This is a genomic window from Streptomyces sp. SX-6 (assembly GCF_059089585.1).
In genome coordinates this window covers 28,849-44,964 of sequence record NZ_JBTHHU010000038.1, presented here as the reverse complement: position 1 = coordinate 44,964, position 16,116 = coordinate 28,849, and the positions used below count along the sequence as shown (strand labels likewise).

At 71.8% G+C, this 16,116-nt stretch carries 17 protein-coding genes; 4 read left to right on the top strand and 13 right to left on the bottom strand.

The genetic code is table 11. From position 1 onward, the window contains the following. Window positions 1-3: 3 nt before the first annotated feature. Entirely contained in the window at window positions 4-2,529 is a 2,526-nt protein-coding gene (locus tag ACV530_RS31405) for an ATP-dependent Clp protease ATP-binding subunit (RefSeq protein ID WP_494336064.1), read from the bottom strand. A 480-nt stretch (window positions 2,530-3,009) separates the two neighbouring features. Between ACV530_RS31405 and ACV530_RS31400 the strand changes: the two genes are divergently transcribed. After that, a complete protein-coding gene (locus ACV530_RS31400; protein WP_494336063.1) occupies window positions 3,010-3,666 on the top strand; it encodes an SCO3374 family protein in 657 nt (218 codons plus the stop codon). On the opposite strand, the gene ACV530_RS31395 is transcribed toward ACV530_RS31400, so the two are convergent. The 10 genes from ACV530_RS31395 to ACV530_RS31350 form a co-directional block, all read right to left on the bottom strand. Then, window positions 3,597-3,935: a histone-like nucleoid-structuring protein Lsr2 gene (locus tag ACV530_RS31395; RefSeq protein WP_494336062.1), complete on the bottom strand. Its 339-nt coding sequence runs from the start codon at window positions 3,933-3,935 to the stop codon at window positions 3,597-3,599. The two genes, ACV530_RS31400 and ACV530_RS31395, sit on opposite strands and share 70 nt — an antisense overlap. 163 nt (window positions 3,936-4,098) lie before the next feature. After that, a complete protein-coding gene (locus ACV530_RS31390; protein ID WP_494336061.1) occupies window positions 4,099-4,656 on the bottom strand; it encodes an amino-acid N-acetyltransferase in 558 nt (185 codons plus the stop codon). A gap of 9 nt (window positions 4,657-4,665) precedes the next feature. Beyond that, entirely contained in the window at window positions 4,666-5,061 is a 396-nt protein-coding gene (locus ACV530_RS31385; RefSeq protein ID WP_494336060.1) for a BlaI/MecI/CopY family transcriptional regulator, read from the bottom strand. Between the two features lie 115 nt (window positions 5,062-5,176). Next, the gene (locus ACV530_RS31380) at window positions 5,177-5,353 is read right to left on the bottom strand and encodes a hypothetical protein (protein WP_494336059.1); all 177 of its coding nucleotides are present in this window, start codon (window positions 5,351-5,353) and stop codon (window positions 5,177-5,179) included. 52 nt (window positions 5,354-5,405) lie between these two features. Continuing rightward, window positions 5,406-6,044 (bottom strand): hypothetical protein, encoded by a 639-nt coding sequence (locus ACV530_RS31375; RefSeq protein WP_494336058.1) that lies wholly within the window; start codon window positions 6,042-6,044, stop codon window positions 5,406-5,408. Window positions 6,045-6,321: 277 nt separating this feature from the next. Continuing rightward, window positions 6,322-7,119 (bottom strand): type III pantothenate kinase, encoded by a 798-nt coding sequence (locus tag ACV530_RS31370; RefSeq protein WP_494336057.1) that lies wholly within the window; start codon window positions 7,117-7,119, stop codon window positions 6,322-6,324. After that, entirely contained in the window at window positions 7,119-8,123 is a 1,005-nt protein-coding gene (gene nadC, locus ACV530_RS31365) for a carboxylating nicotinate-nucleotide diphosphorylase (RefSeq protein ID WP_494336056.1), read from the bottom strand. The genes ACV530_RS31370 and nadC overlap by 1 nt, the downstream gene beginning before the upstream one ends. Next, window positions 8,120-9,805 (bottom strand): L-aspartate oxidase, encoded by a 1,686-nt coding sequence (locus ACV530_RS31360; protein WP_494336055.1) that lies wholly within the window; start codon window positions 9,803-9,805, stop codon window positions 8,120-8,122. The genes nadC and ACV530_RS31360 overlap by 4 nt, the downstream gene beginning before the upstream one ends. After that, window positions 9,802-10,668 carry a pantoate--beta-alanine ligase gene (gene panC, locus ACV530_RS31355; protein WP_494336054.1) on the bottom strand — a complete coding sequence of 289 codons (867 nt, stop codon included), beginning with the start codon at window positions 10,666-10,668 and terminating at the stop codon, window positions 9,802-9,804. The genes ACV530_RS31360 and panC overlap by 4 nt, the downstream gene beginning before the upstream one ends. Next, window positions 10,665-11,585, bottom strand: coding sequence for a Rossmann-like and DUF2520 domain-containing protein (locus tag ACV530_RS31350; RefSeq protein ID WP_494336053.1), 921 nt, complete (start codon window positions 11,583-11,585; stop codon window positions 10,665-10,667). The genes panC and ACV530_RS31350 overlap by 4 nt, the downstream gene beginning before the upstream one ends. A 144-nt stretch (window positions 11,586-11,729) precedes the next feature. On the opposite strand from ACV530_RS31350, the gene ACV530_RS31345 reads away from it, so the two are divergent. Next, the gene (locus ACV530_RS31345; RefSeq protein WP_494336052.1) at window positions 11,730-12,863 is read left to right on the top strand and encodes a threonine aldolase family protein; all 1,134 of its coding nucleotides are present in this window, start codon (window positions 11,730-11,732) and stop codon (window positions 12,861-12,863) included. Here the strand turns inward: ACV530_RS31345 and ACV530_RS31340 are convergent. Continuing rightward, window positions 12,786-13,073, bottom strand: coding sequence for a hypothetical protein (locus ACV530_RS31340; RefSeq protein ID WP_494336051.1), 288 nt, complete (start codon window positions 13,071-13,073; stop codon window positions 12,786-12,788). The two genes, ACV530_RS31345 and ACV530_RS31340, sit on opposite strands and share 78 nt — an antisense overlap. Before the next feature lie 101 nt (window positions 13,074-13,174). Between ACV530_RS31340 and ACV530_RS31335 the strand changes: the two genes are divergently transcribed. Next, window positions 13,175-14,293 (top strand): DUF5937 family protein, encoded by a 1,119-nt coding sequence (locus ACV530_RS31335; RefSeq protein ID WP_494336050.1) that lies wholly within the window; start codon window positions 13,175-13,177, stop codon window positions 14,291-14,293. A 248-nt stretch (window positions 14,294-14,541) separates the two neighbouring features. On the opposite strand, the gene ACV530_RS31330 is transcribed toward ACV530_RS31335, so the two are convergent. Further along, window positions 14,542-15,144: a short chain dehydrogenase gene (locus ACV530_RS31330; protein ID WP_494336049.1), complete on the bottom strand. Its 603-nt coding sequence runs from the start codon at window positions 15,142-15,144 to the stop codon at window positions 14,542-14,544. A 68-nt stretch (window positions 15,145-15,212) separates the two neighbouring features. Here ACV530_RS31330 and ACV530_RS31325 point away from each other — a divergent pair, with 68 nt between their 5' ends. Next, on the top strand, window positions 15,213-16,073 hold the full coding sequence (locus ACV530_RS31325; RefSeq protein WP_494336048.1) for a LysR family transcriptional regulator: 861 nt from the start codon (window positions 15,213-15,215) through the stop codon (window positions 16,071-16,073). The last annotated feature ends 43 nt before the right edge of the window (window positions 16,074-16,116 follow it).

Here is a 16,116-nt window from a genome sequence, read left to right as displayed (position 1 = left end):
CTGTTACGCGTCCTTGGACAGGTTGGGGCCGGCCCCACCCGCCGCGGACTCCACCGGCGGGGTGTCCGGCAGCGCCGCCTTCTCCTCGCCGCGGAAGGTGAACGTCCGGTCGTCACCCTCGCCCTCGACGCCGACAACCACGATGTGGCCCGGCCGCAGCTCGCCGAAGAGGATCTTCTCCGAGAGGATGTCCTCGATCTCGCGCTGGATGGTGCGACGCAGCGGGCGGGCGCCCAGGACCGGGTCGTAGCCCTTCTTGCCGAGCAGCTTCTTGGCGTCCGTGCTGAGCTCGATGCCCATGTCACGGTCCTTCAGCCGCTCGTCCACCTTCGCGATCATCAGGTCGACGATCTCGATGATGTTGTCCTCGGTCAGCTGGTGGAAGACCACCGTGTCGTCGACACGGTTGAGGAACTCCGGCCGGAAGTGCTGCTTGAGCTCCTCGTTGACCTTGGCCTTCATCCGCTCGTAACCGGTCTTGACGTCACCCTGGGCGGCGAAGCCCAGGTTGAAGCCCTTGGAGATGTCCCGGGTACCGAGGTTGGTCGTCATGATGATGACGGTGTTCTTGAAATCGACCACCCGACCCTGGGAGTCGGTCAGACGACCGTCCTCCAGAATCTGCAGCAGCGAATTGAAGATATCCGGGTGGGCCTTTTCGACCTCGTCGAAGAGGACGACGGAGAACGGCTTGCGGCGCACCTTCTCGGTGAGCTGGCCGCCCTCTTCATAGCCCACGTATCCGGGCGGGGAGCCGAAGAGCCGGGAGACCGTGTGCTTCTCGCTGAACTCCGACATGTCGAGGGAGATCAGCGCGTCCTCGTCACCGAAGAGGAATTCGGCGAGCGTCTTGGACAGCTCGGTCTTGCCGACGCCGGACGGGCCCGCGAAGATGAATGACCCACCGGGGCGCTTCGGGTCCTTGAGGCCCGCACGGGTGCGCCGGATCGCCTGGGAAAGCGCCTTGATGGCGTCTTCCTGGCCGATGACGCGCTTGTGCAGCTCGTCCTCCATGCGCAGCAGGCGCGAGGACTCCTCCTCGGTCAGCTTGAAGACCGGGATGCCGGTGGCCGTGGCGAGGACCTCGGCGATCAGATCGCCGTCGACCTCGGCGACGACGTCCATGTCGCCGGCCTTCCACTCCTTCTCCCGCTTGGCCTTCGCGGCGAGGAGCTGCTTCTCCTTGTCGCGCAGGGAGGCGGCCTTCTCGAAGTCCTGCGAGTCGATCGCGGACTCCTTCTCGCGGCGCACGTCGGCGATCTTCTCGTCGAACTCGCGGAGGTCCGGCGGCGCGGTCATCCGGCGGATGCGCATCCGGGAGCCGGCCTCGTCGATCAGGTCGATCGCCTTGTCCGGCAGGAAGCGGTCGGAGATGTAGCGGTCGGCCAGGGTGGCGGCCTGGACCAGCGCCTCGTCCGTGATGGAGACCCGGTGGTGGGCCTCGTAGCGGTCGCGCAGGCCCTTGAGGATCTCGATGGTGTGCGGCAGCGACGGCTCGGCGACCTGGATGGGCTGGAAGCGGCGCTCGAGCGCGGCGTCCTTCTCCAGGTACTTGCGGTACTCGTCGAGCGTGGTGGCACCGATGGTCTGGAGCTCACCGCGGGCGAGCATCGGCTTGAGGATGCTCGCGGCGTCGATCGCGCCCTCGGCGGCACCCGCACCCACCAGGGTGTGGAGCTCGTCGATGAACAGGATGATGTCGCCGCGGGTGCGGATCTCCTTGAGGACCTTCTTCAGGCGCTCCTCGAAGTCACCGCGGTAGCGGGAGCCCGCGACCAGGGCGCCCAGGTCGAGGGTGTAGAGGTGCTTGTCCTTGAGGGTCTCGGGCACCTCGCCCTTGACGATGGCCTGGGCCAGTCCCTCGACGACAGCGGTCTTGCCGACGCCGGGCTCGCCGATGAGGACCGGGTTGTTCTTGGTGCGGCGGGACAGCACCTGCATGACCCGCTCGATCTCCTTCTCGCGCCCGATGACCGGGTCGAGCTTGGACTCGCGCGCAGCCTGGGTCAGGTTGCGCCCGAACTGGTCCAGGACGAGCGAGGTCGAGGGCGTGCCCTCGGCCGGGCCGCCGGCCGTGGCGGCCTCCTTGCCCTGGTAACCGGAGAGCAGCTGGATGACCTGCTGCCGCACCCGGTTGAGATCGGCACCCAGCTTGACCAGGACCTGGGCGGCGACGCCCTCGCCCTCCCGGATCAGGCCGAGCAGGATGTGCTCGGTGCCGATGTAGTTGTGGCCGAGCTGAAGGGCCTCGCGGAGCGACAGCTCCAGCACCTTCTTGGCACGGGGAGTGAAGGGGATGTGGCCGGACGGGGCCTGCTGGCCCTGACCGATGATCTCCTCCACCTGCTGGCGGACCGCCTCGAGCGAAATCCCGAGGCTCTCCAGGGCCTTAGCGGCGACACCCTCACCCTCGTGGATCAGGCCCAGGAGAATGTGCTCGGTGCCGATGTAGTTGTGGTTGAGCATCCGGGCTTCTTCCTGAGCCAGGACGACAACCCGCCGCGCGCGGTCGGTGAACCTCTCGAACATCGTTAATCGCTCCTCAGAGCGGTCAGGCAGATCGGGGACGGTCCCCTCCCTGTCCTTCCGCATGCTAGTCCCGCAAGACGGGACAGCTCATTCCAACTGCCGACACCCGTCCTTGGCCTCCTGCCCCGAACAGTCCGACAACTGCTCCAACCCGATGGTGGGAGACGATGTTCCCGCAGGCCAGGCATATACGCCCAGCGCCACTACGCCGACGGCGAACGCCCACCTGATCCGGCGTGCCTGCTCATTGCCCCCGGCGGGCACCCAGCGGCCCGGCGGGCTGCGCTGCACCGCCTCTCCCCATGGGGAAAGTCTTACCCCCGTGCACCGACACTCCATGCGGCGCGGGCACGTTCGCTCCGCTACGGGCGAACACCCTCGCACTACCCGAAGTGCCTGTGCGCCCCTCCCGTTCTATACGCAGCGTGCCCGAATATCGACCCTGCGTAACTTCTCGGGGAAGGCTCAGTTGCACCGTTCATGACGGCTGCCCTGCCCGGTCCCCGCACCCCTTCGGACGCGCCCCCGGCGAGTGCGGACCGCCGGTGGTACGAGCACGAGCTCGGCTGGCCGGTCCGGGGGGACCGGCCGGTCGAGTTGCCGACCGGGATCCGGTTCGACGCCCTGGGCCTGCCCGCCGACGCGGGCTTCGCGGTGCTCGGGCGGGTGCGCTCCACCGGGCCGGTCGCCCTCGACGGGCGGGACCGGACACTGTGGTTCCTGACCGCCGCGGGCAGCGCGGACGAGCTGCCGGGGCTGCTCGACTGGCTGGAGTGGGGCGGAATCGCCCTGGAACTGGCCGTGCGCGGGACCGGGGACCGGATCGTCGCACCGACGCCTGTCGGCGCCGCGCCGGACGACGGGGGTCCGTGCGTCCCGCAGGAGGCCGTATGGATCCGGCCTCCCCGGCCCGGGTGCGAGGTCGAGACGACGCTGCCGGCCTGCGGCCTCGGGGGCGGCGTGGGCGCCCCCGATCTCGTACGGCTGGTGAGCGCCGCGGCGACCGAGTGCCACCGGGCCCGGCTGTTGCGCGCCGGTCGGGTGCACGGCGGACAGCCTGCGGAAGATCAGCCGTTGGCCTTCTCGTACGCCTCACGGATGTCGGCGGGGACACGGCCGCGGTCGTTGACGTTGTAGCCGTTCTCCTTGGCCCAGGCGCGGATCTTTGCGGTGTCCTGGGAACCCGCGGAGGGGGCAACGGCACGGCCCCGCCGGCCGGCGGAACGCCCGCCACCGGTGCGACGGCCCGCCTTGACGAAGTCCTCGAGCGCGCCCCGCAGCTTGTCCGCGTTGGCCGTGGTGAGGTCGATCTCGTAGCTCTTGCCGTCCAGAGCGAACGTCACAGTCTCGTCCGCCTCGCCGCCGTTGAGGTCGTCGACAAGAAGGACCTGAACCTTCTGCGCCACGGGGGATTCCTTTCATCAGCAGAAAAGGGATTACGGAGGAATAGCAAACCGCCTTTCCCGGAAAAACACAAACCCCTGGGGAAGGTTCAGCTGACGGTCCGGCCGGGAAGCATGCCTTCCGGAGCGGCACGATAGGGGCGCGATTCGGACATAGGGTCCGCGATCACAGATGCAGAAGCATCCGGCTGTTGCCAAGGGTGTTCGGCTTCACCCGTTCGAGGTCCAGGAACTCGGCAACACCCTCGTCATAGGAGCGCAGCAGCTCGCTGTAGACATCACCGTCCACCGGGGTCTCACCGATCTCCACGAAGCCGTGCTTCACGAAGAAGTCGACTTCGAAGGTGAGGCAAAAAATGCGGCGCACCCCGAGCCAGCGCGCCGTCTGCAGGAGCTTGTCGAGAAGCGCGTGCCCCACTCCGGCACCCCTGGCAGACGGGTCGACCGCAAGAGTGCGTACCTCCGCGAGGTCTTCCCACATGACGTGCAGCGCACCGCACCCGATGACCGTACCGTCATCGTCCCGCTCGGCGACCCAGAACTCCTGGATGTCCTCGTAAAAGGTCACGGTGGCTTTGTCGAGCAGGATGCGGTCGCGGACGTAGCCGTTGATGAGGCGGCGCACGGCGGGGACATCGGAGGTCCGGGCCCGGCGGATGGTAAGGACATTTGCTCGGGGAGCCCTGCCGGATGCGCCGGCGGGCCTGTCAGACGCAGGAGACATAACCGGACGCTATCGCCCTGCGTCGGCGGACCCCTCGCCGGGATCGTCGAGTTGTACGACGCGCATGGCATCGCGCAGGGCTTCGCGTTGTTCGGCGGACATCATGCCGAAGAAGGCGACGAGAGCGGCCGCGGGGTTGTCACTCAGGGACCAGGCTTCGTTCATCAGTGCGGCCGAGTAGGCGGCCCGGTTCGAGACAGCCTCATATCGATAGGCGCGGCCCTCGGCTTCCCGCCGCAGCCAGCCCTTCTGATACAGGTTGTCCATTACGGTCATCACGGTGGTGTAGGCGATGGACCGTTCCTGCTGAAGGTCTTCCAGCACTTCCCGAACGGTGACCGGCCGGTTCCACTCCCACACGCGCGTCATGACGGCGTCTTCCAGATCACCCAGGCGTCGAACCACACGCGAATAATAGTGGGAGATGTCTCAAATGCCGGTTTATTGCGGCAGCAAAGCGGCAGCAAAAAGGGCGTACGGTCCGAGAGGCTTTTTCTCGGGCCGTACGCCCCGCATCCGTTCAGGCTCCGGCGCCGCTTTCCTTCGCACCGGCCTCGGCTCGGGCGAGCGCGGCGTCGACGATCGCGTCCTCCTTGGCCTTGTTCGCACCGCCCTGGCTTTTGACGATCGTCACGACCAGCGCGACAAAGGCGACCGCCATCACCACGGGCGGGACCAGCGCGGAGACATAGTCCATGGCCGTCGGCTCCTTCGGGATCTGGGTTCTGGGATTGAGCGACCTGCCCAGATTACGCCGGTGCCAACCGGGCCGCGGGCGGCGGGGCGGGCTTGCGGCGGGGCGGGAAGACCTCGCCCGGGGTGGGGATGGGGCGGTCGGGCCGCGGCTTCGGCCCGGGCGGGGGCGGCGGGGTCTTCGGCTTCTCCGGCGCGGGGGACGGCTTGCGGCCGCCCGGCCGGGGCTCGGGCGACTCCCCGGACTCCGTCTCGGCGGCCGGCCACGGCCGGGCCGCGGGGACGGCCAGGCGCTCGCAGCGCCGCAGCAGGGCGCGGCGGCGGCCGGTCTCGGCGTCGCCGGACGGGGTGGTGCACAGCGCGCGCAGTGCGGCCAGGTCCTCGGCGCCGGGCCGGTGGCCCGAGGCGAGGGCGTCCTGGAGCCGCTCCACATAGCCGGGGGCGGTGCCGGGCAGACCGGCCCGGTAGCGGGCCAGGTCGGCGCGGAGGAAGGCGCGCAGCCTGCCGCCCTCGCGGGCGGCCTCGTCCACGGCCGCCACCAGCCGGAGGCAGTCGCGCAGGTCCGCGTCCCGGGCGGGTGCGGGGCGGCGGACGAGGGGGGAGGGCTGAAGGGCGATGGCGAGGGCACGGCGCAGCACGCGCAATTCGGTCGCGCTGAACGCCATGCCGCCACGGGATCCATATGGCGTGGGCATGGGCCGACTTTAAGTGCTAAACGGACAAAATTCGCTTAGCGGAAGCCACTGGCGTGGCTGATGTCGGGATACGGGTGCGGATCCGGCCTCCGGTGCGGGTGCGCTGCGGGTCGGCCGGGCGCGCGGCCACCGCCGCCGCCGGACATCCAGGGCCCCGCGTCATGCGGCCACGGCCGCCCTGGGTGCCGGCGGATCTCCGCAGGAAACGGAGCGGCGTCCGGTGCCGGGGACGCCTCCCGACGGCGGCCGGAGGGAGCGAGGTGTCCTAGGCCTGGCCCTACGTCCGGGCGATGTTCCGTTCGTACACCAGGCGCAGCCCGATCAGGGTGAGCCAGGGCTCGTGCTCGTCGATGACGGTCGCCTCGGCGAGCACCAGCGGGGCCAGGCCGCCGGTGGCGATGACGGTGACGTCGTCCGGGTCGGTGGCCAGCTCGCGGGCCATGCGGTTGACGACGCCGTCGACCTGGCCGGCGAAGCCGTGGATGATGCCGGACTGCATCGCCTCGACCGTGTTCTTGCCGATGACGCTGCGCGGCCGGGCCAGTTCGATCTTGCGGAGCTGGGCGCCCTTGACGCCCAGCGCCTCGACCGAGATCTCGATGCCGGGCGAGATCACGCCGCCCACGTACTCGCCGCGCGCGCTGACCGCGTCGAACGTCGTGGCCGTGCCGAAGTCGACCACGACGCAGGGGCCGCCGTAGAGCTCGACCGCCGCGACCGCGTTGATGATGCGGTCGGCGCCGACCTCCTTGGGGTTGTCCATGAGGATCGGCACGCCGGTCTTCACCCCGGGCTCGACCAGCACGGCGGGCACGTCGCCGTAGTAGCGGCGGGTCATCTCGCGCAGCTCGTGCAGGACGGAGGGGACCGTCGAGCAGATCGCGATGCCCTCGATGCCCTCGCCCAGGTCGTCGCCGAGCAGCGGGTGACGCCCCATCAACCCCTGGAAGAGCACGGCGAGTTCGTCCGCGGTGCGGCGGGCGTCGGTGGAGATGCGCCAGTGCTCGACGATGTCCTCGCCGTCGAACAGGCCAAGGACGGTCTGGGTGTTGCCGACGTCGATGGTGAGCAGCATCAGACGACACCCTCGGCGGCAGTCTCCTCGCGGAGGTCCAGCCCTATGTCGAGGATCGGCGCGGAGTGGGTGAGCGCGCCCACGGCCAGGTAGTCGACGCCCGTCTCGGCGTACTCACGGGCGTTGGCCAGCGTGAGCCGGCCCGAGGACTCCAGCCGGGCGCGGCCCGCGACGAGCGCGACGGCGTCACGGGTCTGCTCGACGGTGAAGTTGTCGAGCAGGATCAGGTCGACGCCCTCGTCGAGGATCGGCGGGATCTGGTCGAGCCGGTCCACCTCGACCTCGACCGGCAGGTCGGGGAAGTGCTCCCGTACGGCCTTGAACGCCTCGGCGACGCCGCCCGCGGCGATGACGTGGTTGTCCTTGATCAGCGCGGCGTCGGACAGCGACATCCGGTGGTTGACGCCGCCGCCGCAGCGCACCGCGTACTTCTCCAGGGCGCGCAGTCCGGGGGTCGTCTTGCGGGTGTCGCGGACGGCCGCGCCGGTGCCCTCGAGGGCGTCGGCCCAGGCGCGGGTGGCGGTGGCGATGCCGGACAGCCGGCACAGGAGGTTGAGGGCACTGCGCTCGCCGGTGAGCAGGTCGCGGGTGCGGGTGCGCACGGAGAGCAGCTTCTGGCCGGGCTCCACCCGGTCGCCGTCCTCGGCGTGCCGCTCGACCTCGAACTCGTCGGTGCAGACCACGGAGAGGATCGCCTCGGCGACGCGCAGCCCGGAGACGGTGCCGGCCTCGCGGGCGGTGAAGTCGCCGGTGGCCACGGAGTCCTCGGGGACGGTGGCGACGGTGGTGACGTCCACCCCGCCGTCGAGGTCCTCCTCGACGGCCATGTTCGCGATCTCCTCGACCATGACCGGGTCCAGTCCGGCCTCGTCGAGCAGTCCGGCGAGGGCGTGGTCGAGGCCGCACTCCCAGTCGAACGATCCGTCGCCACAGGCGCAGTCGCCGGCGCAGCCGGGTTCCTCGAAGGTGGCGAGCTTGTACTGGACGTTCTCGGGGATGCTCACGCGGCGCTCCTAGGGGGGACTGGCATGACCGGCGGGAAGGCGGACGACTTCGTGGTGGAGACAGCAAGCGTACGGTCCGGGCGCAGGGTCACGAGGATGTGCCGGCGCCAGGCGGCATCGTCGCGGCCGGCCCGGTCCTCGCGCCAGTGGCTGCCCCGGGTCTCCTCACGGAGCCGGGCGGCGGCGACCAGGACCCGGGAGACGAGCAGGAGGTTGGTGGCCTCCCAGCTCTCCGTGCCGGGCTCGGCCGCCTTGCCGTCCCGCTGCGGGGCGGTGCGGATGCGGTCGAGCTGCTCGGCGGCGGCGGCCAGGCTTTCAGCGGAACGGAGGACTCCGGCACCAGCGGTCATGATGCGCTGGATCGTGTGGCGCTCCTCCGGGGCGGCGAGCGGAACGCCCTGCCCGTCCTCCGGGAGCACCGGTTCACCGGGGGCGACGGTGCCGGCCGCGATGTCGGCGGCGATGCGCTCGGCGAAGACCAGGCCCTCCAGCAGGGAGTTGGAGGCGAGGCGGTTGGCGCCGTGCACCCCGGTACAGGCGACCTCGCCGCACGCGTACAGGCCGGGCACGGTGGTGCGGCCGGTCAGGTCGGTGCGTACGCCGCCGGAGGCGTAGTGCGCGGCGGGCGCGACCGGGATGGTCCCGGTGACCGGGTCGATGCCGTGCGCACGGCAGGCGGCGAGGATGGTGGGGAACCGCTCGGCCCACATCTTCGCGCCGAAGTGGCGGGCGTCCAGGTGCATGTGCTCGGCGCCGGTCTCGAGCATGCGGGTCAGGATGCCCTTGGCGACGATGTCGCGGGGGGCGAGTTCGGCGAGTTCGTGGCGGCCGACCATGAAGCGGTGGCCGTCGGCGTCCACGAGGTGGGCGCCCTCGCCGCGCACGGCCTCGGAGACGAGCGGCTGCTGGCCCTCGGCGTCGGGGCCGAGCCACAGCACGGTCGGGTGGAACTGGACGAACTCCAGGTCGGAGACCTCGGCCCCGGCGCGCAGCGCGAGCGCGACGCCGTCGCCGGTGGAGACGGAGGGGTTGGTGGTCGCGGAGAACACCTGGCCCATGCCGCCGGTGGCCAGGACCACGGCCCCGGCCCGTACGGCGCCGACGCCGTCGTGCTGGCCCTCGCCCATGACGTGCAGCGAGACGCCCGCCGCACGGCCGTCCGCGTCCTTGAGCAGGTCGAGGACGAGCGCGTGCTCGATGGTCTCGATGCCCGCGGCCCGTACGGCCTCGACCAGGGCGCGGGAGATCTCGGCGCCGGTGGCGTCGCCGCCGGCGTGGGCGATGCGGCTGCGGTGGTGGCCGCCCTCGCGGGTGAGCAGGATCTCGCCGGCGGCGTCGGTGTCGAAGCGGGCGCCGGTGGCGATGAGGCGGCGCACCGCGTCGGGGCCCTCGGTGACCAGGGCGCGTACAGCCTCCTCGTCGCACACGCCCGCACCGGCCACGAGCGTGTCGTCGAGGTGCTGTGCGGGGGTGTCGCCGTCGCCGAGCGCGGCCGCGATGCCGCCCTGGGCCCAGCGGGTGGAGCCGTCGTCGAGGCGGGCCTTGGTCACGACGGTGACCTTCGCTCCGGCCGCCGCGCAGCGCAGGGCGACGGTGAGCCCGGCGACACCGGAGCCGACGACGACCACATCGGAGCGGACGGTCCAGCCGGGCAGGGGGGCGGTGAGGCGTATGCCGCTCATCGGCGCTCTCCGAAGTCCAGGGGGATGTTGTCGATGAGGCGGGTGGTGCCGACCTTGGCCGCTACAGCGAGGACGGCCTCGCCGGTGTGGTCGTCGGCGACCTCGGTGAAGTCGGCCGGGTCGACGAGGGCCACGTAGTCCAGGACGGCCGACGGCTCCATCCGCGCCGCGTGGTCGAGGACGGCGCGTGCGGCGCGGCGTACGACGCCCGGGCCGTGCTCGGCGGACGCGGCGGCCGTGAGCAGGGCGCGCGAGAGTTCCAGCGCGGTGGCCCGGTCGGCGTCGGAGAGGTAGCGGTTGCGGCTCGAGAGGGCGAGATTGTCGCCCTCTCGCACGGTCGGCACGCCGACGACCTCCACCGGGAAGTTCAGGTCGCGCACCATGCGGCGGATCAGCGCCAGCTGCTGGGCGTCCTTCTGCCCGAACAGCGCCACGTCCGGGCGGGTGAGGTGCAGCAGCTTGGCGACGACGGTCAGCATGCCGTCGAAGTGGCCGGGGCGGTGCGCGCCCTCGAGCCGCTCCCCCATGGGCCCGGCGGTGATGCGGACCTCGGGCTCGCCGCCGGGGTAGACCTCGGCGACGGACGGGGCGAGGACGACGTCGGCGCCTGCCTTTTCGGCGATCAGGATGTCCGCGTCCAGGGTGCGCGGGTAGCGGTCCAGGTCCTCGCCCGGGCCGAACTGCAGCGGGTTGACGAAGACGGTGACGACGACCTGGCCGTCCGTCCCCATGAGCCGGCGGGCCTCGCGGATCAGGGTGGCGTGGCCCTCGTGCAGGGCGCCCATGGTCATCACGACGGCGCGGCGGCCGTCGTGCGGCAGGGCGTGCAGCTCGGCGGCGTCGCGCGTGAGCTGGGTGGTCACTGGGTTCCTCCGTCCGAGAGGACGCCGAGCAGGTCCTCTGCCAGTTCCGGCTTGAGCAGGCCGTGCGCGAGCGCGCGGTCCGCGGTCGTACGGGCCATCGCGAGGTACGCGGCGACGGCCTGCGGGGCGTGCGTGCGCAGCTCGGCGATGTGCGCGGCGACGGTGCCCGCGTCGCCGCGGGCCACCGGGCCGGTGAGGGCAGCGTCGCCGCTGCGCAGGGCGTTGTCGAGGGCCGCGCCGAGCAGCGGGCCGAGCATCCTCGCCGGGTTGGCGACACCGGCCGTCGTCAGCAGCTCCATCGCCTGGGCGACCAGGGTGACCAGGTGGTTCGAGCCGATGGCCAGGGCCGCGTGGTAGCGCGGCCGGGCCTCCTCCTCGATCCACTCGGGCTCGCCGCCCATCTCGATCACCAGCGCCTCGGCCGCGAGCCTCAGCTCCCCGGGCGCGGTCACGCCGAACGAGCAGCCCGCGAGGCGCTGGACGTCCACGGCGGTGCCGGTGAAGGTCATCGCGGGGTGCAGGGCCAGCGGCAGCGCGCCCGCGCGGCGCGCCGGGTCGAGCACGGCGGTGCCGTGCCGGCCCGAGGTGTGCACGAGCAGCTGCCCGGGACGTACGGCGCCGGTCTCGGCGAGGCCGGTGACCAGGCCGGGGAGCACGTCGTCGGGGACGGTCAGCAGCACCAGCTCGGCGTGCGCGAGGACCTCGGCGGGGGTGACGACGGGGACGCCCGGCAGCAGCTCGGCCGCCCGGCGCAGTGAGGCGTCGGAGACGCCGGAAACAGCGACCGGGCGGTGCCCGGCGAGTTGCAGCGACGCGGCGAGTGCGGGGCCTACGCGGCCGGCGCCGACGACACCGACGGTGAGCCGGGCCGGACGGTCGTGCACGCCGTGCTGCTCGGCGTTGGGTTGTGCGTTCACGCGGCGGATGCCTTCCGTTCCAGTCCGCGGGGGTACCGGACGATTCCGCTGTCATGCTACGCGCGCACGGCCCGGTTCAGGCGTCCACAGAGCTGTGGACAATCTCATTGCCGCAGGGCCCGCACCGGCACGAAGATCCCTCCCATGACAAGCGAACGCACTCGACGACTGGCCGCGCAGCGCGGCGCCGAACGCGTCCTGTCCAGCACCCCGCTCTCCGCGACGATCGGCGAACGGCTGGCCCGCCTCGCCGCCGAGGCGCCGGACGCGTACGACCTCGGCAGCCACCTGGACCTCTACGGCGACGGGGTCGTCGGCGAACTCGAGCGCAGGGTCGCGGAGCTGCTGGGCATGGAGGCCGCGGCGTTCTTCCCCACCGGGACGATGGCGCAGCAGGTGGCGCTGCGCTGCTGGGCCGGGCGTACGGGCAACGGCACGGTGGCGCTGCACCCGATGTCGCACCTGGTGAAGGACGAGCGCGGCGCGTACGCGACGGTCAGCGGTCTGCGTGGGGTACACCCCACGGACGCGCCGCGGCAGCCGACGGCGGCGGAGATACGGGAGCTGGAGGAGCCGTTCGGGACGCTCGTCCTCGAACTCCCGCTGCGCAACCCGGGGTTCGTGCTGCCCACCTGGGAGGAGCTCAACGAGACGGTGGAGGCCGCCCGCGAACGGGACGCGGTGGTCCACTTCGACGGCGCCCGGCTGTGGGAGTGCGCCCCGCACTTCGGGGTGGGCCTGCCGGAGATCGCCGCCCTCGCGGACTCGGTCTACGTATCGCTCTACAAGTCCCTCGGCGGCCTCTCGGGCGCCGTGCTCGCGGGCCCGGAGTCGCTGGTGGAGGAAGCGACGGTGTGGCGGCACCGGTACGGCGGGCAGCTGTTCCAGCAGTGGCCCGCGGCACTCGCCGGCCTGGTCGGGCTGGACCGCGAACTGCCGCGGCTGCCCTCGTACGTGGCCCACGCGAAGGTCGTCGCGGCGGCGCTGCGGGAGGCCTTCGGCGAGGCCGGTGTGCCGTGGTTTCACGTGAATCCGGAGGTCCCGCACACCCACCAGTTCCAGGTGTGGCTGCCGTACCCGGCGGACGCGCTGAACGAGGCCGGTGTGCGGCTCGCGGAGGAGGACCGTACCTGGCTGTTCCACACCTGGCATACGGCCGAGGTCCCCGGCCTGTCGGTCACCGAGGTCACGGTCGGCTCGTCAGCGCTGGACTGGACTGCCGCAGCCGTCGGCGACGCGGTCCGCGGCCTGCTGGACCGGGTGGCGGCGCACGGCTGACGGTACGGCGGGGGCCGCCGGCCGGCGGAAGAGGTTCCGCCACAGAGCCCGGCGGCGAGCCACCCGCTCGTCGACGACAGCGAGGAATTCACGCCACGTGCGGAACTCCTGAACGGCCTGCCACTCGTGGACACCGGGCGCCGGCGGGGCGGGCGTCCGGTGCTGTGCGGCGCGGTAGACGTCGAGCATGTGCTGCTGGGATGCGTTCATGTCCCTCACCGTGCGGGGGCGGGGCGGTGCTTGGCCCGTGGATTGACGTTCCTCGTCAATCCACGGCCGGACGTCCGGAAACCGCCCCCAGAATGGGTGACATGAGCGTGAAGATCGACATCACGGGCCTGCCGGCCGAGAGCTTCCTGTTCCGGGTGTCACCGCTGGCCGAGCTGGGCAATGCCCTGCACGTCCTGGCCGAACCCGGGCACCACCCCGGGCTGCACGGCTGGTCGACCTCGACCACCGCGGGCCTCCGGCCGGACCTCGCCGACCGGCTGTGCGAGGCGGACTTCCTCTGGGGCCCGATCATCTCCGACATCATGATGCCGTTCGCCGCGCTCCCGGAGACGGCCGGAACGCCCAGCACCACGCTCCGGGAGGAGCTGGACGCGGTCGACCGTCTCGGCGACGAGCGGTTCGTCGCCGCCGCCCTGGAGATCAGCTGCGCCAGCCACTACTCGCTGGGCGAAGCCTCGCCGCTCGTCAGCGCGCGCTCCCGTGCCAGTGCCCTCGAGCGGGCGGCGGCACGCGGCCCCCGGCAGATGGAGTTCGCCCGGCGGCTGCTGGAGGACCCGCCGGCCGTACGGGCCTGGATACGCCGTCTGTTCGAGGACTGCGAGGAGGCGTTCTTCGGCGACGTCTGGCAGCGGGTGAGCGTCCAACTGGCCGCCGACGCCCGGCACAAGTCGGAGGTGCTGCGCCGCAAGGGGCTGCGCGAGGCGCTGACGGAGGTGTCCCCGGCCGTCCACGTGGACGACGCGGGCACCCGGATCAGCGTCGACAAACTGACCGACGGCCGGACGACCGCGATCGACCCGGCGGTCGGCCCGGGCGTCACGTTCATACCGTCCTCGTTCGGCTGGCCGCATCTGATGGTGCTGCACGCGCCGGGCTGGCGGCCGGTCGTCCACTACCCGGCCGCGGCCCCCGAACTGCCCAGCCCCGGCTCGCTGGACGTGCTCAAGCTCCGCATGGACGCGCTCGCCCACCCGATGCGGATCCGCATGCTGCGCAACCTCGCGCGGGCCCCGTTCACCACCGGCGAGCTCGCCGCCGAGCACGGCATCAGCGCGCCGGAGGTGTCCCGCCATATCGCGGTGCTGAAGAAGGCGGGGCTCCTGACGACGCGGCGGCGTGGGCGGTACGTCCTGCACCAGCTCGACCTGTCGGTGGTGGCGCGGCTGGGGAGCGACTTCCTGGAGGGGGTGCTGAGGTAGGGGGTGCTGAGGTAGCCCCGGTCCCGCCCTCTCGCCGTCTCCTGGGGCTGCGCCCCAGACCCCGCTTGTCGCGGCTTCGCCGCTCGTCCTCAAGCGCCGGACGGGCTTGATAGTGCCGGGCCGGGCTTGAGGACCAACGCGGCGAAGCCGCGTTGCGAGGGCCAGGGGGCAAGCCCCCGGAGGAAACGGTGAAAGGGCGGGGCAGGGGCAACAACTCCCCCACCCCGCAGCCGACCCCGCCGCCCCCCTCAGAACCCCACCCGCAACACCTGCCCCGTCTGCCGCCCCTCCACCGACCGTACGTACGCCATCGCCACCCGCGCGGCGGAAACCGGCTCCACGCCCGGGAAGACGGACCCGTACGCCTCCGCCGACTCCGCGAGCAGCGACGGGCTCACCACATTGACCCGCAGCGGCGCGAGCTCGATCGCCGCCGCACGGGCGAACGCCTCGACCGCGCCGTTCGCGGCGGACGCGGCGGCACCGGCGACCACCGGCTCCTCCGTCAGCACGCCCGATATCAGCGTGAAGGAGCCGTTCGGGGCCACATGCCGGGCCCCCTGCCGCACCAGCTCGATCTGGCTCAGCGCCTTCCCCCGCAGCGTCGCCGCGAAGTCGTCCGCGGTCAGGTCGCCCAGCGGCTTGAAGACGGCGGGACCCGCCGCGACGGCGACCGCGTCGAGGTCCGTCACCTTGCCGTAGAGACCGGCCACGGCCTCCGGGTCGGTGACATCGCAGGCGAGGTCACCGGTCGTACGCCCGACGGTGATCACCTCGTGGCCGCGCTGCGTGAAAGTCGTGTGGACCGCGTTGCCGATGGTGCCGGAGGCACCGATGAGAAGAATCTTCATGCCCCGACCGTACGAAGCCCTCCCCACCCCCGGAAGTGCTTTCTGCGCAGCGACTATGCTCCGCACGCATGGATGTGGAAGTGGAACTGCGCCATCTCAGGGCACTCGTGGCCATAGCGGACGCCGGCACCATCACCTCCGCCGCGGCAGCCCTGCACCTCACGCAGCCCGCCCTCTCCCGCACGCTCGCCCAGCTCGAACGGCGCGTCGGGGTAAGGCTGATGGACCGTTCGTCCCGCCGTCTGACGCTCACCCCGGCCGGACGGACCCTGCACGAGCACGGGCGGGCCATCCTCGCCCACGTGGACGCCGCCGTCGCGGACGCGGCGGCCGTCTCCCGGCCGCTGCGGATGGGCTACAACTGCGCCGTCCTCGGGCAGCTCACCGTCCCGCTGCTGCGCTCGTGGCGCCGGGACCATCCGCACGTCCAACTGGAGCTGCGGCGCCGGGACACCGCCACGGCGGGGCTCGCCACCGGGGACGTCGACGTCGCGATCCTGCGCACGCTCCCGGACGACCCGCGCCTGACCGTCGAGGCGCTCTACTGGGAGGAACGCTTCGCCGCCCTGCCCGACGACCACCCCCTCGCCGGCCGCGCCGAGGTGCGCCTCGCCGAGCTCGCCGGTGAAACCCTGGTGGTGTGCCCGGAGTTCAGCACCACGAGCGTCGAACTGTGGCCCCCGGAGCGGCGCCCGAGCCGTACCGTCGAGGTGCGCAACGTCGACGAGTGGCTGAACGCCGTCGCCGTCGGCGAGGCGGTCGGCCTCGCCTCCGCGGGCACGAGCGAGAGCCATGCTCACCCGGGCGTGCGCTACGTCCCGGTCGCGGACGCGCCCGCCGCCACCGTCTACCTCGCCAGCCCCTCGCACCCCACCCACCCCGGCACAGCCGAATTCCTGGCCACGGTAAAGGACTTGGTCAGCACCTGACCCACCTGCCAGACTGCCGCGCGTGAACGAACGAATAAGCCCC